Below are 24,623 nucleotides of genomic sequence, written 5' to 3'. Positions count from 1 at the left end.
GGTTATTTGGGTGATGGGTGCGGGGTGCTAGTAAACCTTTGGGAATTGGTAGGGGATGACTTTTCCGAACGAGGCGTCCTTTTCGATAAGATAAGTGCTCACGAGGAGCACGGACGTTGCCAATCAAAACACGGAGGAGTTTCATATGCCGATTAACGATCATTACTCAGACGATGCCGATCTCGGTTGGGCCACGCACAACCCGGGCATCATTGGCGGTTTCTGTCTCGTACTTGGAATCGCTCTGGGTGTCGCCTTCACCCAGTACTGGCTGCAACAAGATCTGGTCAAACAACTGGCCGCGGTTCAACGGGATGTCAAAGCAACACACCACCCGCTCGACCAACTGACTGGATTCCGCGACGCCACCCAGCGAACCAATTCGCTTCTGGCACAACTCGAATCGCAGAGCGGCATGCTCTACAAGTCGGGTCAAACGATCCAACGCTCGAATGACCTGCACACCGAAATCGGCGTGCTCGCCACGAAGCTTGGATCAGCAGAACAAACGGCCGAAAAGCTGGCCACCCTGCAGTCGAACCTCGACTACGCCAACATGAAGCTGGCCGCCGCCCAGCAGCGTGTGGACGAACTGGAAACCCTGGCAGCTCGCCTGGAAAAGAGTGGTCCACAGGTCTACAAAGCCCAGGAATCGCTGGCTTCGATCGAACTTGTCCAGCAGCAGTTGATCAACCAGCAGTGCCTCATGCCAGAACTGACCGCCACGGTCGATTCGCATTGGAAGTTGCAGAGCAGCCTCTGCGATCTGGCTTCGCAAACGGACGAAACGCGTCGTGCTCTCGACATGCTTGCCAAGCACCAGGACCGCGTGCAGCAACTGGCCGTGAACACGGAAGAATCCAACGTTGTTCTGGGCAATGTCCAAGCCTTGCTGGAAGACCAGAAGTCGATGGATCTGCAGGTTCAAAAGCTGGCCGACACGCTCGATTCGGCAACGCAGTTGTCTTACGACGCGATCAGCTTGAACTCGCGTATCCTGGACGTTCACCAGCAATCCACCACCGCCTCGAAGAATCTGGACGAAATGGCCTGGTTGGTTGACTACTTGAACTCGCAGGAAGAAAAGATCGCGACTGCTCAGAACAATCTGCAGAAGATCGATCAAATCGAAGAACAGGTTGCCCGCCTCGACCAGTGCGTCCCCGCCCTGGTAGAAAACGTCGACCTGGTCAAAGGTTTGAACGAAACGCTGGTCGCAGTCCTGGGAAGCTCGGCGGACCTTCGCTCGCAACTGGCTGAAATCGTGCTGATGCAACCGGCAGTGCAGCAGTTGGCCTCGCAGTTCCGCTCGCTGACCTCGCCGCAGGAATCGGGAACCCTGGTTAGTGCCAAAGATCGTGCTCGTGCCATGATCAAGCCTTCCAAGGAAGACCTGCAGATTCCTGCTTACATCAGCCGGGCTACCAAGTAGTTCGGCGATGGAAATCGCCCCCTCATTGCCCTTGCCGCCGACGAACCGTGGCTAAAACTTTGGGATTCGCTTGCCCCCCGTGGCAAACCGTGGCTCTCCTCTTCTGGCGAGCGAGATCCCAAACAGGAAATATCGTCGGCGGCTTCGATCGAAGTCGGATCCATCGATCGAAGGCTAAATCAGAAGTTCTTTGACCGGGTGTCGCTCTTCGACCCCGGTGAGACGGACATCGAGCCCCTGGAATGGAATCGAAAGCTTGCGATGATCGATTCCCAGGCAATGCAAGATGGTCGCGTTCATATCCGAAATATGAACCGGATCTTTCACGATGTTGTAGCTGAAATCGTCGGTCTCGCCATGCACAAGACCTGGCTTGATACCGCCACCAGCCATCCAAACCGTAAAGCAGCGAGGATGATGGTCGCGACCATAGTTCTGCTTCGACAAGCCACCTTGGCTATAGATCGTACGCCCGAACTCGCCCCCCCAGACCACCAGCGTGTCGTCCAGCATGCCACGCATTTTCAGGTCTTGGATTAAAGCCCATGCTCCCTGGTCGACATCTTTGGCCTGGGCCGGCAAGTCGCCAGCAACGTTGCCATGCTGATCCCAACCACGGTGAAAGATCTGCACAAACCGCACATCCCGCTCAACCATTCGGCGAGCTAACAAACAGCTTGCCGCGAAGGTGCCTGGTTTCGAGACATCGGGGCCATACATGTCGAGCGTGGCTTGTGATTCATGACGCAGATCGACCAGTTCTGGCACCGAAGACTGCATTCGGAAAGCCATTTCGTACTGCGCGATACGCGACTGCGTTTCCGGGTCTCCCGACAATCGATACGTTTCTTCGTTGATGCGAGAAACACTGTCGAGCATTCGCCGACGGAGCGAACCATCGATCCCTTCCGGGTTGGAAAGGAACAAGATCGGATCACCCGACTTGCGAAGGGTAACCGCGGAATGCTTCGAGGGCAGAAATCCTGCTCCCCAAAGGCGGTTGTAAAGTGCCTGAGCTTGCTGGCGACCACTCCAGTTGGGAGTCATCACCACGAAAGTTGGCAGATTGGCGTTCATCGAACCCAACCCATAGCTCAGCCACGAGCCAAGGCTCGGACGACCAGGCAACTGATTGCCGGTGCAGATGTAGGTGATGGCCGGATCGTGATTGATCGCTTCGGTATGGACCGACTTCACGATCGCGATGTCGTCGACCATCTTGGCGTGGTATGGCAACAATTCGCTGACCATCGTGCCGTTCTCGCCGTGGGGCGAAAACTTGAACTTCGAAGGTGCGATCGGGAACCGCGACTGGCCAGAGGTCATCGTGGTGAGACGTTGTCCCTGACGAACCGATTCGGGCAAGTCCTTGTCGTACCACTCGTTCATTTGCGGCTTGTAGTCAAACAAGTCCATCTGGCACGGAGCGCCCGCCATGAACAAGTAGATCGCCCGTTTCGCTTTCGGGGCGAAATGTGGCAACGTTGGCAGACCGCCAATGCCAGAACTGGGCAACTTGGCAGCTTCAGCCGAATCGCCGGTCATCGAAGCCAACGCCGCGGCGCCGAGCCCGAGTGCTCCTTGCTGAAAGAAGTGCCGACGCGTGATCGCACGAAAATATTCTTGGCGAGGATCCATCACTTGGTCCTTTGAATGTTCTGGGGCCCTGCGATTAACGCAGCGTAACTACTTCATCGAGGTTCAAAATCGTGTTGCAGACAATCGCCCAGGCAGCCAGTTCGGCCGGGTTCTCGTCTTTACCAACCAGCTTGCTCGCGGCTTCCGGGTTTTCCTGGAAGTAGGTCAAGCTATCGAAGTAGAGCGATTCGAGTTCTTTTCGCAGAACCTGGTTCTCGGGATCGAGCAGGCAGAGCGAAATCAGATAGTCAATCTTCGAGACTGGATCGGCACCGCCGGTGTCCATCGTCCGGCCTGCCAAAGCGACAGCCGCTTCGACGTACTGTGGATCGTTCAGCAGCAGCAATGCTTGAAGCGGCGTATTAGTTCGTTCGCGACGGACGGTACATGACTCGCGATTGGGCGCGTCGAACGTACTAAGCTGCGGAGCCAACGCGGTTCGCTTGATGAACGTGTAGAGCGTTCGGCGATGGATCTTCTCGTGACCTTCGTCCGCCTTGAACTGCACGGTGTTACTGCCAGAGTAACCGACTGCCTTCCAAAGCCCATCGGGCTGGGGAGGCTTCACCGACGGACCGCCGATGGTTTCCACTAGCAGTCCGCTCACAGCCAAAGCTTGATCTCGGAGCGACTCGGCATCCAGACGGAAGCGAGGTCCGCGAGCCAGCAGACGATTCTCAGGATCACGCTTGGCCATCTCAGGCGAGACATCGGACGATTGGCGATAGGCGGCCGTCATCACCATCCGTTTCATCAATCGCTTGATGTCCCAACCATTCTCGCGGAACTCGACCGCCAGGTTATCCAGCAGTTGCGGATGGCTGGGGACACTTCCTTGGGAACCGAAGTCTTCCGACGTCTTCACCAGGCCCGTTCCGAAAACATGCTGCCAGTAACGATTCACCGCAACGCGGGCGGTCAGCGGATGGTTCGGAGCCAACAGCCACATGGCCAGGCCCAAACGATCGCGTGGCATCTCTTCGGTCATCGGCGGCAGGAACGATGGGACATCGCGAGTCACTTCTTCCCCTATTTGATCGTACTCGCCACGTTCCAGGATGAAGGCCTTTACCGGCTTGGCCGCTTCCTTGTAGATCAATGTCGTGGGGGAATCCTTAACCACGCTGCTGCGCTGGTCGGCCAGCGACTTCAGATCGGCACGTAGCTTGTCGAAGGTTTCCTGCGTGTCAGCACAGACAAACTCGAGGAAGTATCGCTGCAGTTTCTTAGCCTCTTCTTCGTTGCGTTGATCAGCTGCCTTCTTCAGGATTTCGGTAACCTGCTTGTTTTCAGGAATGACCGTATCGAGATTCTTCGCGGCGTATTCGGTCCAGGCCACCATCGACTTGAACTGCGGCGACTTGCCGTACTTCGTCACGACGCCTGCCTTGTCCCAATACACGGTCCCGTCAAACTGCGTGAATGCCCATCCGTTGATCTTGGCACCTTCCTTCAGTTTGACCTTGTCGATCGGGATCTCGAGACGAACCCATTTGCCCGCTTCCGGTAGATCTCCGAGGCGATGCTTGGTCGAACCGTTGTTGCCGTAAGGGATGAGGTCTTCGCCCCAATAGGCCCGTTGATCCCAGTCGCCGTCGTTCCACTGGAACATGATTTCACGCGGCGGGTTCTTCGGATCGAGGTAGACGTAACCGAACATCACGTCCCCTTTGAAGATCGTCAAAGGAGTCTTCGCCCCGGTGAAGAAGACCTGATCGTTGCCGGTCGAAGTTCGCTTGGCAGACTTCTCGCCACTGAAGACAGGCTCCGGTGCGGCAACCCAGTTGTAGTTGCCACTGACCACGCCACCTTCCGGCGGAGCATCTTCGATCCAGACCACTTCTTCCGCTTTGACTTCCGGATTGTCGACGCCGGGACCTGGGTCCTGGTATTCGATCTTGGCGAGGGTCGCTTGAGTTTCTTCTTTCTTCGCTTTGATTTGCTGATCGAACGATGCGATCTGCTCGACCGCCTCTTTCGAGTAGATGGACGGAGCGTGATCTTTCACGTTGCCATCCATCGGGCTGCCGTCGATGCTGTTGAAGAACGCGTACATCGCGTAAAAGTCTTTTTGCTTCAGCGGGTCGTACTTATGGTCGTGGCAACGCGTGCAGTCCATGGTCAGCCCCATGAAGACGGTGCCGGTGGTAACCACGCGATCGTTGACGTTTCGCATTTTGACTTCTTCCGTGATCGAACCACCTTCGTTGGTCGTCACGTTGCAACGATTGAAGCCAGAGGCCACCTTCTGTTCCCACGATGGATTGGGCAACAGATCGCCTGCCAACTGCTCGGTCAGAAAGACGTCGTAAGGCTTGTTGTCGTTCAAGGCCTGAATGACCCAGTCACGGTACATCCACATCTCGCGGAAGTTGTCCAGGTGCAAGCCGTGCGTATCGGCGAAGCGGGCCGCATCGAGCCAATGCCGAGCCATGTGTTCGCCATACTTGGGCGACGCCAAGAGACGGTCGACCACTTTCTCGTAGGCATCAGGCGATTCATCGGCCAGGAAGGCATCGACCTCTTCGATCGTGGGTGGCATGCCGGTCAGCGTGAAGGTCACGCGGCGAATCAACGTTCGCTTGTCCGCTTCGGCCGATGGAGTCAGCTTCTCTTTTTCGAGACGAGCCGCCAGAAAACGATCGATCTCGGTTTGATCCCAGCCGGCGAGCGTGGTTTGTGGTGGATCGCTTTTATGGGGAACTTCAAACGACCAGTGCGACTGGTATTTGGCTCCCTGAGCGATCCAACGTCGCAAGGTCTCGATCTCCTCCGGACTCAACTTCTTGTTCGAGTCTGGTGGAGGCATCTGGATTGATTCGTCCTGACTGACAATTCGAGCGATCAGTTCGCTCTCGTCTGGCTTGCCAGGCACGATGGCGATCTCACCAGAGTCCGCTTCGCCGTAGGCACTTTCGGCCTGATCGAAACGAATCCCCCCAGCCCGGTGATTTTCGTCAGGGCCATGGCAGGCGTAGCATCGATCAGACAGCAGCGGACGGATATCGCGGTTGAAGTCAATCTCGTCGGTACCTTCGGCGTTGGCCATCTGGGCCGAACCGGCCAAGGTTACCAAGCAAACGCTGAAAGCTATCCAGCGCCAATTGCCACGAAGTAGCCGCGATCTCATAAGAACGTCCCGTTCTGCGGAAGGTTGGTAGTTCAGGCGGGAGGTCGGCTGACATCTTCGGAGCAAGTGCCGACCCTTAGGAATCCGGGCGAGCAACGCCCGATTTGCAATTTACTCTACCTTGATCCTACAGCATGAATCAAGCGTTCTCGGGAGAGAAATTCCCGAAAAGCAACTTAGTGGCGATCTTCTCGCAATTCCGTGACCGATCGAGTGGCTACTGGCCGGCCAGTTCCCCTTCGGTTTGCGGCTTCGCAGGGCGTGATCGGATCTCGATATCGTGCGAACCTAACCCGACTTGCGAAGCACCTTCCACCCAAACTCGGACATGACATGGCCCCTCGCAGGCCTCTGGCACCAACAAACGGGTGGTGAAGTTGCCGTCGACCGGCAGCACCTCGACCGATTCCCAACAGCGATCGTTGGCTGATTGGTAGGTCTGGTTGTAGCTCGCCAGTTGATCGTGACGGGCATCGTAGAGTGCCCGCTTAGCGAGCGTTTCGACACATCCATCGCGTCGACAGACCAACTCCACATGGACCTTACCCGCTATTTCGGTGGTGCCCGCGATTTCGATCGTCTGCCCTGGCTCGGCTACTTTGGGTGCCTCAATCTCGACCGGCGAAGCATGCGGTAGCTTCAGCAGCGGGTCGCCAAGCAGGTTGAACAAAGCCATATGTTCAAGCCGTTCTTCCCGCAGCAGTTTCGGCTTGGGACTGACGAGGCTGGCCATTGTGTCGAGCATCTTGCGATTGCCTGACTTGCCACTCTGGCGAATGGTTTCCTGCTTGGCATGCAGAATCAGTTGCCCCAGCGTTGGTTGTTTCTCGACGAAATACTGCTGCAGCATCTCCGTGCCCATGACACCCATGGCGTAAGGCATCGTCACACGCGATCCGGCATAAACCGCGACCGGCCCACCTTTTGCTCGGTGGAGTCGCTCCGCCAGGCAGTCTCGTGGGGCATCGAAAGCCCCTGTGTAACAGGCCAGAAAGATTGCGATCGGGTTCGAGCGCTCGTTGCGTAGAGCCAGGGCATCGTTGTTCGAGAAAATCGGGAAGGCATCATTGGGTACTCGAACATAGTCGAGGTGCTCGACATGCCCATGCCCCATATACACCCAGAACAATCCACCATCGTTGAGCTGCTTCAGGACTTCATCGCGGAACTCGCGAGGGTCGGGGCAGTAGATACTTTGCCAGCTTCCCTGGGCCACGACGGCATCGAAGTGGGCCGGAATTTCGTCGGTCAGAAATTTCTTGGTAACCGATTCCATCAAGGTATCGACCACCGAACCAAAGCCACCGAGGCCTGCCACAAAGTGCAATCGCCGTTGCCAGTCGCCGGAAGGAAGCTTGGTTTCGTAAGCCAACGTCTTGGCCACGATCGTCTTCAATTCTTCTTCACTGCTTACCGAAAACCGCCCGACCGCGATGTCCGGGATCTGGTCGTCGTTCAGGTCCGCATAGAAGTTGTCGGTCGGAATTTCAGGCTCCGAGCCAAACAAGACATTCACGACCGCCTTCTGGTAATGAACCGGCACGCCGATGGCGTCCGATTGATCGGCGATCGCGTCCCCCACTAACAGCACCTGTTGGAGAGGACCTGCCTCGGCCGCTTCGCGAATGGTCGTTCGGATTGCTTCTTTCGAGGACGTATCGGTGACCACCCCGATCCGGTGTCCCTGCTTCATTCGGTAGTCAAACCAGGGCTGCATGGCGGCAACGTAGGGCTGCGGACAGACCACCAGCGTATCGAAGCCTTGGTTTGCCGGGGCTTCCGGAGTGGCCATCAGAAGTGCCAGGACAAGCAGCGAATTCATGGCAGCAGCGAGTGAAGAAGGTTGCAAATTGTGATAAATGACCAGAATTTCGGGAATTCGAGAGCAGGCTCCCGGTATCGGGAAGTGTATCGGTTTGGCCTGTTGGAATGAAGGTTAATTCCCCCAGATTGGCGTTTCCGGGGTGGTTCGCCTCGTTGACCACCTCCCCCGATTCGCGCTACACTAGGTGGGTTCGTCCTGAATTGATTGCTATCACTGGAGAAGGTTTGTGGCTGGTTCGTGTGTTATTGGTTTGCAGTGGGGTGACGAGGCTAAAGGTAAGCTCGTCGATCTTTTGACCCAGCAGCACGATATCGTGGCCCGTTTTCTGGGCGGAGCGAATGCCGGTCACACCGTCGTCGACGGCGAGAACGTCTACAAGCTGCACCATATCCCGAGTGGTATCTTGCGCAGTGAAGTGCTGAACGTCATCACCGCCGGGGTGGTCATCAATCCACCCATCCTGCTTGGTGAAATGGACGCCCTGACCGAGCGCGGCGTTTCCATCGACAATTTGCGTCTCAGCGATCGCTCGCACATCATCTTCCCTTGGCACATTGCCGAAGACCGTGCGATGAACCAGGGAACCGCCGACGGCGAGAACATCGGCACCACGTTGCGTGGTATCGGCCCTTGCTACCGCGACAAAGTGGGCCGCAGCTATGCGATCCGCCTCGGCGACATGATGCGACCGAACTTCAAAGACAAGGTCTACATGATCTGCGAGAAGAAGAATCGCACGATCGCCAGCATGTACGAAGACGGCCAGTTCGAACCGCTCGATCCCGATAAGATCTACGAAGAATTCGCAGCCTACGCCGAACGACTCCGTCCGTTCGTCTGCGATTCGACCGACTTGCTGCTCAACGCTGTCGACGAACAGAAGACCATTCTCTTTGAAGGTGCCCAAGGCGCTTTGCTCGACGTTGACCACGGGACCTACCCGTTCGTGACCAGCAGCAATAGCTCCGGCGTTGGCGCCTCGGCAGGTGCCGGTGTCCCCGCCAAGCACATCGATCAGGTAATTGGTGTCGCCAAAGCCTACAGCACCCGCGTTGGTGGAGGCCCCTTCCCCACCGAGCTGCACGACGAAACAGGCGAAAAGATTCGCAAGCGTGGTAATGAATATGGCACGACCACCGGCCGTCCACGACGTACCGGCTGGTTTGATGCCGTCGCCGTTCGCTACACAGCCCGTGTGAGCGGTATCGACGTCCTCTCGCTGATGATGCTGGACGTGCTGTCGACGTTCGACGAAATCAAGATTTGCACCTCCTATGAACTCAATGGCGAGCAAATTACCCGCTTCCCATCGCATGTCGACGACATCCGCAATCTGAAGCCTATTTACGAAACGATGCCAGGCTGGGCCGAAGAAATCACCGGTGCTCGCAGCCTGGACGACTTGCCAGCCAACGCACTGGCCTACGTCCGACGGATTGAAGAACTGGTTGGCTTCCCGGTGGGTGTGGTCTCGGTTGGCCCAGACCGCAAGCAAACCATTTTCACCAAAGACGTTCTGAAGCTGGCGGTAACCTAAATCCCGCGTTGAAATCGAACCCAGGGAACTGTCATAATAGGTATCGAGATTTAACGTTCCCTGGTTTTCGTTCCTTTTATTGGCCCACGAAGCGACGTGTCTAAAACGGCGACGACAGCGCGACATCCGATCGAGGACCTTCCTCGCGACCGCTTTCCGAATCACATCGCGGTTATCATGGATGGCAACGGTCGTTGGGCTCAACGCCAGGGATTGCCTCGTATTGAAGGACATCGGCGCGGCGTGACTTCGGTCCGCTGCACCGTCGAGGAATGTGCACGCCTGAAGATCGGTCAGTTGACGCTGTACTGTTTGTCCAGCGAGAACTGGAAGCGACCCCAGCACGAGCTCGACTTCCTGATGCATCTGCTCGAGCAATACATGATCGAAGAACGCTCGACGATCATGAAGCAAAACGTCCGCGTCCAGATCATCGGTCGCCGTGATGGTATCCCCGAGCAAGTCCAGCGCGAGATGGACAAGACCATCGAGATGAGTGCCAACAACACCGGCACCACGCTTTGTCTGGCAATCAATTATGGCGGCCGGGCCGAGATGGTCGACGCGGTTCGTTGCATCGCGGAAGGGGTGAAAGAGGGAAGGCTCACCACCGAAGAGATCACCGAAGAAACGATCGCCCAGCATCTTTATACCCGCGGTATGCCTGACCCCGATCTGATGATTCGCACAGCCGGCGAGATGCGGATCAGCAACTTCCTGCTCTGGCAGATCAGCTATTCCGAACTGTGGGTTACCGATCTTTGCTGGCCAGAGTTTCGCGAAGAAACCTTGCGAGATGCGATTGAAAACTTCGCCTCGCGAGATCGTCGTTTTGGTGGCCTTACCAACCAAGGCCCCTCAGGAGTTGACGCGTGCTCAAGTGGCGATTGATTGGATCGATTGCCATAATTCTGCCTCTTTGCGGACTTTGTTGGCTCGACTTCAACCAGAACTTTGGCCGGCCCGGATTGTGGCTGTTGCCGCTGGTCATCCTGCTGGCGGTTCTTGCCGCGGAAGAAGTATTGGACCTGCTCCGGGCGAAACAGCTTCGACCGATTGGCTGGTCGTGTCACCTCGGTACGCTGACGGTCATGCTTACGGCAAGCCTTCCGATCTGGTGGCCTAGCTCGCAGATTCCCTCGCAAGCCGTTCAATCGGAATGGGTCCTATACGCGCTGGCCTTCGGGGCCATCCTGGCGATCGTAGGAGAAATGCGCCGGTACGAAAAACCGGGCGCTTCGATGATTCACCTCGGGCTCACGATCTTCGCGATCTTCTACGTGGGAGGGCTGCTGAGTTTTGTCGTTCGCCTACGTCTGGTCGAGCAAGGCACCCCACAAGGGAACGCCTACGGCATGGTCGCGTTACTCTCGATGATCGTCGTCGTGAAGATTTCAGATATCGGCGCTTATTTTATTGGTTCGAACTTTGGTCGCACCAAACTTGTCCCCAGGCTAAGTCCTGGAAAAACACTGGAAGGTACGCTCGGCGGATTGGCCACGGCGTGTCTCGGAAGCTACCTGGTCTTTCAGCTGATTGGCCCGTGGATCGCCGGGGCACCGATCCCATCGATGCCGCTAGGTTGGCTTCTCTTTGCTTTGTTGGTCTCGCCAGCTGGCATGATCGGAGATCTGGCCGAGTCGATGTTCAAGCGCGACATGGAGACAAAAGACTCCAGCAAATGGCTCGTCGGCCTCGGCGGCGTGCTCGATGTTCTCGATTCGATGCTGCTGGGGGCACCGGTCGCCTTGCTGTGCTGGGAACTCGGTATTGTCGGTCCCGGCTGGTAAGTTGTGCCGATTAAGCACAATTATCCCATTCGCCAACGAATTGCCATACACGCCTAACCCTATTCTGATACTAGGGTTACAACCAAGGCGCCAACAGCGCTCATTCCCACGACTGAAACATTGTCTATATTTTGACGTAGGAATTCTTCCTTTCCGGCATAAGGCGATAGGCCCTGCCTAAATCGATGTACGAAGCAACGATCAAATTTTTGGACCATGCCTCGGTCCTCCAACTTTTCGGTAGTCGCGACCAACATCTTCGACGTATCCGCGATTCGCTGAACGTCTCGATCACCCATCGCGACGAACGCGTGAGCATCTCAGGCGAAGAACGCGCCGTCGCCAAGGCGATTCGTGTCGTGGAAGATCTGCGCCACCGCTTGGAACGCAACGGAACGCTCGACAAAGAAGACCTGGACGAGGCCCTGGGCGAAGTCAACGGCGAACCGACCATTCGTCGAACGATACCTATTGCCACATTCCAGAAAGGTGGCGGGGTCAAACCACGGACCCCCGGCCAGGTCGCCTATGTCGAGGCGATCCGCAATTACAACATGGTCTTCGCCCTGGGACCTGCCGGTACAGGCAAAACTTACCTGGCCGTAGCCCTGGCGGTCGAAGCGTTACTAGAAAACCGTATCGGCAAGATTGTTCTTGTCCGTCCTGCCGTGGAAGCTGGCGAACAACTTGGCTTCCTTCCCGGGACGTTGTATGAGAAGATCAACCCCTACCTGCGACCGATGTTAGACTCGCTTTCGGAAATGATGGAGCCGAATCTCATCACGCAGTATATGGCGACCGATGTTATCGAAGTCGTTCCCCTGGCCTTCATGCGCGGGCGGACACTGAAGAATGCCTTCATCATTCTGGACGAAGCCCAGAATACGACATCGGCCCAAATGAAGATGTTCCTGACCCGGATGGGTAAGGACTCGCGAATGGTCATCAGTGGGGACATCACCCAGAACGACCTTCCGCCTCGAGTACGAAGTGGTTTGACCGATGCCTTGTATCGGCTTCGCAACATTGATGGAATTGCCCGCGTCGAGTTAAGCAACGCAGATATCCAGCGTCATCCGCTGGTGCAAAAGATTGTGGATGCCTACGAAACGAGTTCAGAAAACGAACTCGGTAGCGAAGGCGGCTAAATCATGGCGCAACCCGGTAAGTCGAGAAAACGAGCCAAACACGTCGCCTCTTTGGAACTTCCTCCGGGAACGTTTCGGCGGTTCGTATCGGAACTCTCGCACCCAGACAAACTCCTTTACCTGGCATGCGCCCTCTTTGCGGCGGTTGCTCTCTGGTTGGTTACCGGGGCATGGAATCCTGCGATGGACTATCGCCTGGGTTACGTTCCGCCAGCCGAGATCCATCCCCGGGTTCAATTCTCCGTTCCCGATCCACTGGCGACCGCCAAGGCGCAGCGCGATGCGGAAAATGAGTCGATGTCGGTCTACATCAACGACCCGTCTCGACTCGATAACATGCGGACCGAACTGCAGACCACGATTGCCCGGCTGCAAAGCGCGAAGCAGTTCGACGCCGAAGTCGAACGTCTCTGGAACGAGTTCTTCCCGATCGCAGACGACAACGTCGCTCCGCTCGATCCGAAAGAACGCGAAGCGCAGTTCACCCAGTTGAAAGCTTTGCTTGGTCGCGATGGCATGCTCAATGCCTTTCAGCAGCGGATCGAAGCGGCGATGAAGCCTTACGCTTCCCGCGGTATCCTGGCACCAGACCAGTTGGAACAGAAGCAAGGTCAGGCCGCGAGCATCATTGTGGTCTCGGCCGGTCCGAATCCGAATCAGCAGATCATTTCGCAGAACGATGTTCTGAAGGCTCAGGTCCTGGAAAAGATTCGCCGCAGCTTGCAGTTGGAACTGGAAGAACTAGTCAAAGACGAAGACATCAAGTTCTTTGTTCGCGCAGTCGACTTCTGGGTCGAAAAGAACCTGCCCGGCACGCTGAAAATCGATCCCGTTGCAACTGCGAAAGAACGTGAGAAAGCAGTCGCCGCAGTCGAACCGGTCATGCATATCTATTCGACGAAAGACGCCGTCGTTATCGCTGGCAAACCGCTCAACGACATCGACATCGATCTTTTGCATGCCGAGCACGACGCCTATTGCCAGCAGCGAAGCTTCTTCTCGAAAACGATCTATTCGCTGGCGATCCTGGGGATGTATTACGCCTTGGGAACGTTGTGTGCGATTTACCTGGTCTTTAAGTGCCCGACCATTCTGCGAGATCTGAACGAATACCTGCTGTTCTTGGTTCCGGTTTGTGCGACAGTCGCGCTTGGTTATTGGTTCGACGATCGCTGGCAGGCCGAGATCATCCCGACAATGCTGTTGGCCATGACGATCTCGATCGTCTATCGCCAGGAGTTCGCCTTGCTGGTGACCGCGTGCGTGAGTCTGGCCATCGTGCTGACAACCGGCAGCGGACTGATCGCGTTTGTTACGATTACTGCGACCTGCAGCGCCGCGACGCTTTCGATGAATCGCATCCGCAGCCGCAACAAGCTGATCTTCGTTGGCTTATGGGCTGGCGTAGTCGCCTTCTGCACGAAGTATGGTGTCAGCATCGTCTCTGGACAGCCCGTCACGATGTCGCTGCTGCAATCGGCGGCCTGGCAAGGTGGCTTCGCCATCGGTGCCGGCTTCGTGATGACAGGGCTGCTGCCGTTTATCGAAAAGGCGTACGGTGTGCTCACCGACATCAGCTTGCTGGAACTGGGCGATGCCGCTGATCCGTTGCTACAGAAACTAGCTCAGCGAGCCCCAGGTACTTATAACCACTCGATCACGGTCGCTTCGATCGCGGAGTCAGCCGCTGAATCGATTGGCGCCAACGGCCTTCTAGTTCGCGTGGGTGCTTATTTCCACGACATCGGCAAGATGATGAAGCCGGAATACTTTGTCGAAAACCAGAATGCATCCGACAATCGTCACGATGGCTTGAACCCGGCGATTAGCACGCTGGTGATTATCGCTCACGTGAAAGATGGAGCCGACTTGGCGCGGCAGCACCGGTTGCCGCGCGCGCTTATCGACTTCATCGAACAGCATCACGGTACGACTCTGGTCGAGTACTTCTACCGTGTCGCCAGCGCCAAGGTCGAAGCGAACCCAGACGAACGGGAAGTAGACGAAACCATCTACCGCTATCCAGGTCCGAAACCACAAACCAAGGAAGCCGCGGTGCTGATGATTTGCGACGCGGTGGAAAGTGCCTGCCGGACGCTGGTCGAGCCAACTTCGGCCCGCATCAGTGCCCTCGTCGAAGAACTGTCCATGAAACGATTACTCGATGGCCAGTTCGACGAATGTGGTCTGACGCTACGCGAACTGCGTCAAATTCAATCCAGTGTGACCAAAAGCCTCACCGCCGTTTATCATGGTCGTGTGAAGTACCCCAGTTCGCAGCCTGCTTAAAGCGAGACCGATGTCCTCCGACTACGAAGTCAATTTATCTAACCGCCAAGAGGAATTTAACGTTCCCGAGGCGTTATTCGTCCAGGCTGTCTCTCAAGTCTTCTCTGGGGAAGGATACCCACGGGGCGAAGTCGGTATCGCCATCGTGGACAACCAGGAGATCCACGACTTCAACGTTCGCTTTCTCCAACACGATTACCCGACCGATGTCATCACGTTTCCGATGGACGACGAAGATGGCTTTCTGTCTGGCGAGATCATGTTGAGTGCTCAATACGCTGCCGATGAGGCCCAGCAGCATGGCTGGTCGGTGGAAGAAGAAATGACTCTTTACGTCGTCCATGGCTGCTTGCACCTGACCGGCTACGACGATCACGAAGACGACGATCGCCTCGAGATGCGTCGGCTCGAGCAGCACTATCTGGCCAAGCTTGGCATTCAATACAACGGCCAGTCCCCAGCGACCGGTACCCCGAATCAAGGAGCGACTTAAGCGATGGGACCCACGTTATTCGTCTGGCTGTCCACATCCAGTCTGTTGATTCTGATCCTGTCGTCGATCGCCGCCACGATTCTGCCTGACATGTTGTGGCACGACCTGGAAGAGTTTTGCGAAAAGCGAAACCGCCCCCGACTCTTCAGTACCATTCACGAGCACCACGAACTTGCCGCCCTGGCTGCCCAGGCCCTTCAAGTGCTCTCGCTGGCCTTGTTCCTGATTTCGAGCCAGGCCTGGCTGTTTCGGGAAGAGTCGCTCCTCGATCCACTCACGTTCACCGGCGACGTCGTCGGCGTGACGGCCGTTTTGATGGTGTCGATGGTCTGGCTGCCGTGGGCCATTGCCGAACATTTTGGCCCCGCCTTCATCTACTACACCTGGCCCGTCTGGTCGATGGTCAGCACGGTTCTTTACCCGGTTACCTTCGGCGTCGACCTGCTGGGCGGACTGTTGAAGCGTGCCGCTGGGATCGAAGACGAACCGACCGATGAAGAAGAAGACTTCGAAGAAGAGATCCGCACGATCGTGACCGAAGCAATCCGCGAAGGTCATATCGAAGAAGATGCCCGCGAAATGATCGAAGGGGTGATGGACCTCGACGATACCGAAACCGCCAGCATCATGACCCCTCGCAGCGAGATCGACGCCCTGGCCGCGACGACGCAGTGGTGGGAAACGGTCGAGTTTATCTCGAAGACTGGTCGCACACGAATCCCGATCTGGGATGGCAGCCGCGACAACTTCGCAGGCCTCTTATACGTGAAAGACCTGCTTCCCGAGTTAGCTCGTCCTGAGTCGACCCGCAAGTCACTGCTGGAACTTTCGCGTCCGGTCATCCATGTCCCGCAAAGCATGACGGTGAGTGAATTGCTGAAGTACTTCCTTCGCAAACGCACCCACCTGGCTTTGGTGGTTGACGAATACCATGCCGTCACCGGCCTGGTCACCATCGAAGACGTGCTGGAAGAAATCGTCGGCGAGATTGTCGACGAACACGATCTCGACGAAACCGATAACGGAATCGTCCAGATCTCGAACGAAGAAGCGGATGTTACCGCGAAGGCCCACGTCGAGGACATCAACGAAGTCCTGGGCATGGAACTCCCTGAAGATGACGATTACGATACGATCGGCGGGCTGGTGATCCACGAGATGAAACGGATTCCCAAGCCAGGCGAGAAGCTGCAGGTCGGCGACGTCGAGATCCTGGTCACTGCCTCGGATCGACGTCGGATTCACCAGTTGCGACTCATCCGAACTCGGCAAAACAAGCCCCAGCCAGCATAGCTACTAGATCGGGCATGGTAGCTTGAACGCGGAATCTCTCAGAAAATCTACATCTTATGTCGGCGGAAAAGACGCTAGCAATCGTTATTCGAACCGTCGACTTCAGCGAGACCTCGGGCATCATCACGCTATTTACCGAGGAATTCGGCAAGATCTCGGCACTAGCGAAGGGATGCAAGCGTCCCAAGAGCCCCTTCGAGTCTGGCCTTGACCTGCTGACTGTAAGTCGAATAGTCTTCCTCCACAAAAAAAGCGACAGCCTCGACTTGCTTACGGAAGCGAAAGTCGAACGACGTTTTCGTGGTGGGCAGAAGAGCACCGAACATCTTTACGCCGGTTACTATGTGGCCGAGTTGTTAGCCGAGATGACCGATCGCTCCGATCCGCACCCGGAACTGTTTCATTTGGCCGACGATATCCTTTCGCGGTTGAACCGGTTGGAAGAGGTTGCTCGCTTAGTGTTGCGGTTTGAAATGATGCTGCTCCGCTACCTTGGCCAGTTGCCTGAGTTGACCCATTGTGTCGAAACAGGTGAACCGATTGCCGAGCGGGGGCGTACTCCTTTTGGACTGCTCGCTGGTGGCGTGCTTTCGCGAAGAGCCCGCAGTGGACATCGTCAGGTCATCGACGTGGCGATTGAAACATTGCACTTGTTAGCGACGTATGCCGCGGAGGACGAGCGGTGGCAATCGACTGAGATTCCATCACGTCTGGCCATGGAGGTCCGGGCACTCGTCAACAGATACCTTAGCCATACCCTGGGCAAGACACCCAGATTGCGAGAATACCTAAGAATTCTGGCGATCTGATTTCGGGATGGACCACGAGAAGGGCAAGGAAGTCCTCGATGATGAAAACAACATGGATCGTCTCCCTTGGCATTCTGCCGGCTCTTTGCGCGCCAGGTTGCATGAACTTCGGCCAGCGAGACCCGGTACCACCGTCCACGGTCTTTAACCCGTCGGATGGTGCTGTCGCCCAGGTCAGCTACGAAGAAGAAGTTCAGCGAGGCCAATCGCCGGAAGCCGAGCCTGCCAAAGAAGCGGCATGGTGGGATCCGACGGGGGTCGGTGCCAAAACGCTAGAAGCAACCGGCAACACCTCTGAAAATCGAGCCTTGGCCAAGAAGCTGTTCGCTCAGGCCGAGAGCATCTACGAACAAGGGATGGCACAAGAGGGTGCCCAACGAGCCGCCAAGCTGAACCAGGCCGCTGGCTTGTTCCTTCGCGCTGGGCTCTATCACCAGAACTCGACGTTGGAAGAAGACGCGTTGATGTATGCCGGTGAATGCTACTTCTTCGTCGACAACTATCCCGACGCGACCAAGCAGTACGACAACCTGGTGAAGAAGTATCCCAACACCAAACATCTCGACGTGATCGGAACGCGCCGCTTCAAGTTGGCCCGCTATTGGCTCGATCGTCATACGACCGAACGCACGTGGGCGTTGCAGCCGAACCTGACCGACTCGCAACTGCCGCTGTTCGATCGCTTCGGTAACGCGGTCAAACTGTTCGACCTGATTCGGCTGGACGATCCAAGTGGCGACCTGGCCGACGACGCGACGCTGGCCGCAGCGAACGCTCATTTCCGTGAAGGCAACTTCGAGGCAGCCGACCGCTTCTATTCCGACCTTCGCGAAAACTTCCCTACCAGCGAGCACCAGTTCAATGCTCACTACTTGGGAGTGGTGACGAAACTGAAGGTTTATCAAGGGGCCGAATATGACGGGAAGCCTTTGAATGATGCCGAAACCTTGCTGACTCGCTTGAAGCGTCAGTTCCCTGATAAGACTCAAGAGAACATGCAGGTTATCGAGAAACTCGACTTCGATATCCGTGCCTCTCAGGCCGAACGCCTCTGGTTCAAAGCGACGTTCTACGATCGCCGCCGCGAATACGCTGGGGCACGTCATTACTATCAACAAATCATCGAGAAGTTCCCATCATCGAACATGGCGGACGAAGCCAAGAAGCGAATTGCCGAGGTCCAGGATCGGCCTGCCACGCCAACGCCTCCAGCCGAGTTTCTGTATAGCTGGCTTGAACGCAAGAAGGATCTGCCCCAGGCCGCTCCTCAGCCGATCGAAAGCCTGGCCACGAAACCTGAAAACGATACGACTTCGCGATAACGCCTTCCCTGGCGAACCGACGATATGCCCAACCTGAATGCACACTACCGACGGATCTTGACTGCCTTGCTACTGGTCGTAGCGGGCAGCACGGTGGGCTGTGTGCACTATCAGTTTGGCAATCGTAGTCTTTATCGTCCTGACATTCGAACCGTCTACGTTCCGGTCTTCAAATCGAACTCGTTCCGAACCGAGCTCGGCGAAAAGATCACCGAAGCGGTCATCAAAGAAATCGAGGCGGTCACCATCTACAAGGTCACCGACGAAGCCTCGGCCGATACGGTCCTTCGCGGAACGCTAGTGGTTGACGAAAAGATCGTTCAGGGACTTAACACGCTGGACGAACCGCGGATTCTGCAAGAGAGTTTCCAGATTCGCTACGAATGGCTCGACCAGCGCGGTCAGTTGATTCGCCAGCCTGCCACACTCGATCTCGCCCCGGTCCTTCGCAGCCAGACGATTACCGCCAACGGGCTGCTTTATCCGGAACCTGGTCAATCGATGGTCACCGCTCAGCAGGATGCAATCGAACAGTTTGCCCAGGAAGTGGTTCGGAGCATGGAAGCACCCTGGTAGGCGCCTCCCTACTCCTCTTCTCGTGTCAAAGTTTGCTAAAATGTTGGCATGAGACCAATCCCACACAGCACCACTCTGGCCCAACGATATCCGTACCGCGCAGTCTCGTGGCAGCTTCGTACCCAGACGCTTCGCTTCTCGCGAACTCCGATGCTGATGGGGATCGTCAATGTCACGCCTGACAGCTTCTCGGACGGGGGCAAGTGGTTCGATAAGAACGCCGCCATCGATCATGCTTTGCAGTTGCAAGCTGACGGAGCCGAGATCCTCGATATTGGTGGCGAGAGCACACGTCCTTACTCGGAACCTGTCGATCCGGCGGAAGAACTGATGCGAGTCATTCCGGTGATTCAAGGGATCGCCGAACAAGTCTCGATTCCAATCTCGATCGACACCACCAAGGCCGCCGTCGCCAAAGAAGCGATCGCCGCCGGGGCGGAAATCATCAACGATATCAGCGGCATGGAAGCAGATGCCGCGATGATTCCGTTGGCGATCGAAACAGGCGTCGGGGTGTGTGCCATGCACATGCAAGGGACTCCGCAAACAATGCAGGACGATCCCACCTACGACGATGTCGTGCTCGATATCTTCGATTACTTGCAGAACCGCTATCGCCAGCTTCGTTACGAAGGGATCGACCGGGCCAAGATCTGCCTCGATCCTGGCATCGGGTTCGGCAAGTCACACCAACATAACCTCGACCTGATGGCGAAGTGCGACGAGTTCCATTCGCTCGGCTGTCCTCTGTTGGTCGGCCACTCGCGAAAAGGATTTCTCGCCAAAATCCTGGGGGACAAAGATAAAGACCGTACACTTTCCACTGTGGGGTCAACGCTGACCCTGGCTCGTTTAGGCGTGCAGATCATTCGCGTTCATGACGTCAAAGCGAATAAAGAGGCTCTCGACGCCTTCATCGCTACGGGCGGAATCGATGGCATTTCGGCCGAACTTCCGATTTAACCTTTTACCCCAAGGCTCTCCACCATGTCGCACCCTGACGATTCCGCGACAACGGCAAGTTTCGATGCCTGGTGGTCCTGGAAGCGAGGGCTTCTGCTGCACACAGTTTATGGCGGAATGTCGATGGGCTTTGCTCTGCTGATTGCCCTGGTAATCTCGACTCCGTCATTGTTTCTGCAGCCACCTGAACTGTTGATGAGTTTGGGGATGATGATGGCAATCGGTGCCGCGATTGGCCTGTTCACTGGGGTAGTTTCGTCCCTGATCGCCGTGCTTTTGTCGCGGTCTTTCGGCACGAATCCATCGGTATTCGTCGCAGCGATAACGATCCTACTATCCATGCTGCTGATGTCCGCCGCGACAATTGCCATCGTCTTAATACTTCAGGTCGATTTTCCTTCGGAACCAGACAAGTGGGTTCCTTGGCTTTACGCGGCGGGCTTGACCATCGGCTCCGGGATCGCAAGTTGGTTTCATCTGGCATCGATTTGGCGACAGTCTCAGGCTAATCCGTAGTTCGCATAGCGGCTTTGCTCTCTTGCCTCTCCGGGGAGCCTGCCCTTGAAAACGTTATTTCGGTTAGAAAACGACTGCCAACCATTCACCTGTGTCCAGCTGCCGCCGCACTCACGATCGCCATAAACCTTATTCACGATAGCACTTACGGTGATATCCAAGCAATCACCGTACGAACCTTTCGCATTGACCCCATGTCCTGTTCCAGGGATAATCGCACGTTGGACCAATGATTTCGCAAGGTTTGAAGAATGGCGATTGCTGACGATCTCGACTTAACCACCTACTGCCTGGAAACGGCCCAGCGAGCCAAAGCGGCTTCACGGGTGCTGGCCACTGTTTCGGGTCAGGCCAAAAACGACTGGCTTAAGGCCTCGGCTGCTGCCCTGCGCGAGAACTTCGAGACCATCGCTCAGGCCAACGAACAAGACCTGGCTAACGCTCCGCAGTATGGTTTGACCGACGCCGCGATCGATCGCCTGCGACTCACCCAACAACGTGTCGACGGCATTGCCTCCGCGTTGGAAGAGATCGCGATGTTCACCGACCCGATCGGTGCCACCATCGAGTCGTCGGTTCGCCCCAACGGTTTGGTGATCAACAAGGTTCGCGTTCCGCTGGGCGTTGTGTTCTTCATCTACGAATCGCGACCGAACGTCACCGCCGACGCCGCGGCGATCTGCGTGAAGAGTGGCAACGCAGTCATCCTGCGTGGTGGCAAAGAAGCGATCCACTCGTCGCAAGCGATCGTTTCGATCCTGCAAGAGAAGGCGGTCGAGTTTGGTATTCCGGCTGACGCCTTGCAGTTGGTATCGACCACCGACCGAGCCGCGGTCGGCCACTTTTTGAAATTGAATCAATTGATCGACGTGGCCATCCCACGCGGTGGCGAAGGTTTGATTCGTCGCGTCAGCGAAGAAGCCACGATGCCGGTCATCAAGCACTTTGCCGGCAACTGCCACGTTTACGTCGATCAGGCAGCTGACTTGGACATGGCCGTTCAGATCACGTTCAACAGCAAGTGCCATCGTTACGGCGTTTGTAATGCGGCGGAATCGCTGGTCGTCCACCAGGCAGTCGCGGAGAAGTTTCTGCCGAAGATGGCGGAAGCGTTCGCTCCCGAATCGGTTGAAATCCGTGGGGATGAACGAACTTGTGCGATCTTGCCATCGGCCGTTGCCGCCACCGAAGAAGACTTCGGCACCGAGTATCTCGGTCCGATCATTTCGGTGAAGATCGTCGACGACATCGACGAGGCGATCGCCCACATCAATCAATACAGCTCAGGTCATACCGAATCGATCGTTACCGAGAGCCTGTCGGCGAGCCGCAAGTTTACGGCTCAGATCGATAGTTCAGCCGTGATGGTCAACGCCAGCACGCGGTTTAACGATGGTGGCGAGTTTGGCCTGGGTGCAGAAATCGGAATCAGCACCGACAAGTTTCATGCACGCGGTCCATGCGGCATCGATGCCCTGACCAGCTACAAGTACATCGTCATGGGAGAGGGACACGTCCGTAAGTAGTCGAGACGACGGAGTCCCTGTTTTCGTGAATCGAGGGAATGATTCATGGCAGACAACGTTCTAAGCCAGGCAGAAGTCGAAAGCCTTCTCAATGCAATGGAAACCGGCAGCGAGCCGTCCAAGGCTACCGTTGCGGCTCCACCGGAGACCCCCACGCAACGTGCCGTGCGTGGTCGCGAGAAGATCACGCCGTACGACTTCAAACGGCCTGAACGCGTCGGTAAAGATCAGATGCGGGCCCTGCAGTCGATGCACGAAGGGTTCAGCCGCAACTTCGGTGCGGCTCTCTCGGCCCTGCTTCGCTCGATCGTCGAGGTGAAGCTGACCAGCGTCGATCAGTTGACCTACAGCGAATTCGTTTTCAGTCTCGAAAACCCCAGCTGCTTCAACTTGCTGACCGCTGATCCCCTGGAAGGGAACCTGATCCTCGACATCAATCCGTCGATCCTCTACCCGATCATCGATCGCCTGCTGGGTGGCGGAAAAGAGAGCACCCCAGCCACACGACGTCCGCTGACAGAAATTGAACTGACGCTCGTCTCGCGGATCTCGGACTTGTTCCTGGTCGAACTGAAAGATGCGTGGGAAAACGTCCTGCCGCTCGACTTGAAAGTGGTTCGCGTCGAAAGTAATCCGCAGTTGGTTCAGATCGTGCCGCCGAACGAAGTGGTCGTGCTGGTCAGCTTCGAGTTGGCGATCGGCGATGTCCGCGGGATGATCAACTTATGTATCCCGTTCAATTCGATCGAACGCATCAGCAACAAGCTGACGGCCAACTCGTGGTTCGCCTATGGCAGCACCGAAGCGACACCGCAGTCGAAGGCGGCGATCGGGATCCACCTCGATCAGGCCCCAGTTAATCTCGACGTCGTGTTGGCCGAAACGACGATCACCATGGAAGAGTTGCTCGACCTGCGCGTGGGTGATGTGATTACCACCGAGAAAGATTCGCGGACCGCGTTGCAGGTCAACGTGAACGGCACGCCAACGTTCCAGGCCTTTGCCGGGGCATTCAAAGGACGCAAAGCGATTCAGATCGAACGTAGCTACGAACGCAAAACAGCTACGCCGTAGCGTTAGATGCTTGTTCGCAAGATCAAGCTAAGAATCTCGATCGCGACGGAAGCCTTCGTTCCAGGCTCGATCGTACGTTCCTGGGCCAGCTTTACAAAGTGCCGGGCACATTCTTCCCGCAGCGATTCCATCTGACGATCGGGCTGAGCACACCAGGTCGAGTTAAGCCGTTCGAGCGCCGCGACATCGCCTTCCAGTGCCCGCTCGACCAGCGTCAGCAGTTCGTCGCGATCAGCGTTCGTTTCCGGAACGACAACCGATTCGACTGGTGCAGGACTGGCCGCCGCTTCTCGCATCCGTCGACCAGACATCGCCACACGAAAGCGATTGCCAATTGAAGGTAGATCTTCCAGGCGTGCCGACAGCGGGACCTCACCAATCATCCGTGCCGCTTCGTCATGTTCTCGGTGGCAAAGTGCCACTTGAACCCAAGTCGCCCAGGGGTGACGCGACATCTCAGGACTGCGAGCTGGGGCATCAAATTGAAAGACGCTGCACCCTTCCTGACGCGATGCCTTCTTTTGTTCCTCTATGTCGCTTCCCAAACCGATCAATCGAAAGTCGCGGCGTGGTGAGTAGCGAAGTCGCGTCGAGAATGAAAACTGCGGTCGCACCGATACCGGCAAGAGATTGAAAAAGACCGCCAGGAAGCGATCGTTGTAGCTGCCGGTGAAGGTCAGCTTGTTCGTCGTCAGGGCCATGTGCGTCCACGACACCAGCATCTGCTGTTGTAGCGGAGCATCGAACAGCCGAATCATCGCAGGCTCGACCGGGGGGCCCGACGGCAGCATCTTCAGTGTCGGCAGATCGGTGGGCAGTTCGGAACCAGGTCGTAAATCTCGAATGGCAAGCGCCGCCGATACCACCCGAAACGGATCGTTCTGGAATCGAGTGAACCCTTCCGTGCTGAGAATGAAGCAGTGGGTGTAAACCTGGCGGCCACCTCGCCCGCTGTACTCGGCAGTGCCGAGCATCGTTCGCGAGACGCAGAACTTGCCTTGTCCGAGGGGATGAAAGTTCAAACTTACATCGCTCGGGTCAGACACGATCATCGAGTCGTGAGCCGGTCCCCATACCGCCAACAGTCGCGCGTCTTCGGCACTGATGCCGGGGCTCCACGCGACCAGTTGATAGCCATCTTTGTTCGACGTACGAGCCGACGTGAAGATCGCCTGTTCGACGGCAACCGTGCCGGCAGTGTCTTGCGACTTGGATACGGATAGGTGGAGATCTTTGGGCGAGAGCGTAGCCATACAAGGTTA

General features: G+C 56.5%; 19 protein-coding genes. 15 read left to right on the top strand and 4 right to left on the bottom strand.

All coding sequences use genetic code 11. The annotated features are described in order from the left end of the window. Positions 1-145 precede the first annotated feature (145 nt). Positions 146-1,432: a hypothetical protein gene (locus AB1L30_RS04370; RefSeq protein ID WP_367012185.1), complete on the top strand. Its 1,287-nt coding sequence runs from the start codon at positions 146-148 to the stop codon at positions 1,430-1,432. Between the two features lie 174 nt (positions 1,433-1,606). On the opposite strand, the gene AB1L30_RS04365 is transcribed toward AB1L30_RS04370, so the two are convergent. The 3 genes from AB1L30_RS04365 to AB1L30_RS04355 form a co-directional block, all read right to left on the bottom strand. Beyond that, complete coding sequence (locus AB1L30_RS04365; RefSeq protein WP_367012184.1) at positions 1,607-3,070, bottom strand: DUF1501 domain-containing protein; 1,464 nt, start codon at positions 3,068-3,070, stop codon at positions 1,607-1,609. Between the two features lie 34 nt (positions 3,071-3,104). Further along, the gene (locus AB1L30_RS04360; protein WP_367012182.1) at positions 3,105-6,119 is read right to left on the bottom strand and encodes a PSD1 and planctomycete cytochrome C domain-containing protein; all 3,015 of its coding nucleotides are present in this window, start codon (positions 6,117-6,119) and stop codon (positions 3,105-3,107) included. A gap of 298 nt (positions 6,120-6,417) precedes the next feature. Continuing rightward, the gene (locus AB1L30_RS04355; RefSeq protein ID WP_367012181.1) at positions 6,418-8,022 is read right to left on the bottom strand and encodes a C25 family cysteine peptidase; all 1,605 of its coding nucleotides are present in this window, start codon (positions 8,020-8,022) and stop codon (positions 6,418-6,420) included. A gap of 229 nt (positions 8,023-8,251) precedes the next feature. On the opposite strand from AB1L30_RS04355, the gene AB1L30_RS04350 reads away from it, so the two are divergent. The 14 genes from AB1L30_RS04350 (at position 8,252) to fliM (ending at position 23,361) form a co-directional block, all read left to right on the top strand. After that, on the top strand, positions 8,252-9,562 hold the full coding sequence (locus tag AB1L30_RS04350; RefSeq protein ID WP_367012180.1) for an adenylosuccinate synthase: 1,311 nt from the start codon (positions 8,252-8,254) through the stop codon (positions 9,560-9,562). Between the two features lie 96 nt (positions 9,563-9,658). Then, positions 9,659-10,453: an isoprenyl transferase gene (locus tag AB1L30_RS04345; RefSeq protein WP_345094887.1), complete on the top strand. Its 795-nt coding sequence runs from the start codon at positions 9,659-9,661 to the stop codon at positions 10,451-10,453. Next, complete coding sequence (locus AB1L30_RS04340; protein WP_367012178.1) at positions 10,435-11,352, top strand: phosphatidate cytidylyltransferase; 918 nt, start codon at positions 10,435-10,437, stop codon at positions 11,350-11,352. Before AB1L30_RS04345 ends, AB1L30_RS04340 begins: the two co-directional genes overlap by 19 nt. Before the next feature lie 185 nt (positions 11,353-11,537). Next, a complete protein-coding gene (locus AB1L30_RS04335) occupies positions 11,538-12,500 on the top strand; it encodes a PhoH family protein (protein WP_367012177.1) in 963 nt (320 codons plus the stop codon). Positions 12,501-12,683: 183 nt separating this feature from the next. Beyond that, positions 12,684-14,789 (top strand): HDIG domain-containing metalloprotein, encoded by a 2,106-nt coding sequence (locus AB1L30_RS04330; protein WP_367012175.1) that lies wholly within the window; start codon positions 12,684-12,686, stop codon positions 14,787-14,789. 10 nt (positions 14,790-14,799) lie between these two features. Beyond that, the gene (gene ybeY / locus AB1L30_RS04325; RefSeq protein WP_367012174.1) at positions 14,800-15,282 is read left to right on the top strand and encodes an rRNA maturation RNase YbeY; all 483 of its coding nucleotides are present in this window, start codon (positions 14,800-14,802) and stop codon (positions 15,280-15,282) included. Positions 15,283-15,285: 3 nt separating this feature from the next. Further along, complete coding sequence (locus AB1L30_RS04320; RefSeq protein WP_367012173.1) at positions 15,286-16,575, top strand: hemolysin family protein; 1,290 nt, start codon at positions 15,286-15,288, stop codon at positions 16,573-16,575. Positions 16,576-16,631: 56 nt separating this feature from the next. Further along, positions 16,632-17,384 carry a DNA repair protein RecO gene (gene recO / locus AB1L30_RS04315; protein ID WP_367012172.1) on the top strand — a complete coding sequence of 251 codons (753 nt, stop codon included), beginning with the start codon at positions 16,632-16,634 and terminating at the stop codon, positions 17,382-17,384. A gap of 38 nt (positions 17,385-17,422) precedes the next feature. Then, positions 17,423-18,706 carry a tetratricopeptide repeat protein gene (locus tag AB1L30_RS04310; RefSeq protein ID WP_367012171.1) on the top strand — a complete coding sequence of 428 codons (1,284 nt, stop codon included), beginning with the start codon at positions 17,423-17,425 and terminating at the stop codon, positions 18,704-18,706. 24 nt (positions 18,707-18,730) lie between these two features. Continuing rightward, entirely contained in the window at positions 18,731-19,282 is a 552-nt protein-coding gene (lptE, locus tag AB1L30_RS04305) for an LPS assembly lipoprotein LptE (RefSeq protein ID WP_367012169.1), read from the top strand. A gap of 48 nt (positions 19,283-19,330) precedes the next feature. Next, the gene (gene folP, locus AB1L30_RS04300) at positions 19,331-20,245 is read left to right on the top strand and encodes a dihydropteroate synthase (protein WP_367012168.1); all 915 of its coding nucleotides are present in this window, start codon (positions 19,331-19,333) and stop codon (positions 20,243-20,245) included. A gap of 24 nt (positions 20,246-20,269) precedes the next feature. Then, positions 20,270-20,761, top strand: coding sequence for a hypothetical protein (locus AB1L30_RS04295; RefSeq protein WP_367012166.1), 492 nt, complete (start codon positions 20,270-20,272; stop codon positions 20,759-20,761). A gap of 251 nt (positions 20,762-21,012) precedes the next feature. Continuing rightward, a complete protein-coding gene (locus tag AB1L30_RS04290) occupies positions 21,013-22,287 on the top strand; it encodes a glutamate-5-semialdehyde dehydrogenase (protein WP_367012165.1) in 1,275 nt (424 codons plus the stop codon). 45 nt (positions 22,288-22,332) lie between these two features. Further along, positions 22,333-23,361, top strand: a complete 1,029-nt coding sequence (gene fliM, locus AB1L30_RS04285) for a flagellar motor switch protein FliM (RefSeq protein ID WP_367012163.1) — start codon at positions 22,333-22,335, stop codon at positions 23,359-23,361. 2 nt (positions 23,362-23,363) lie between these two features. Here the strand turns inward: fliM and AB1L30_RS04280 are convergent, their stop codons facing one another. Beyond that, complete coding sequence (locus AB1L30_RS04280) at positions 23,364-24,614, bottom strand: hypothetical protein (RefSeq protein ID WP_367012162.1); 1,251 nt, start codon at positions 24,612-24,614, stop codon at positions 23,364-23,366. Positions 24,615-24,623 lie beyond the last annotated feature (9 nt).

Origin of the sequence: Bremerella sp. JC817, assembly GCF_040718835.1 — a bacterium.
Taxonomy (GTDB): Bacteria; Planctomycetota; Planctomycetia; order Pirellulales; family Pirellulaceae; genus Bremerella.
This window is presented reverse-complemented; position numbering and strand designations above follow the sequence as displayed.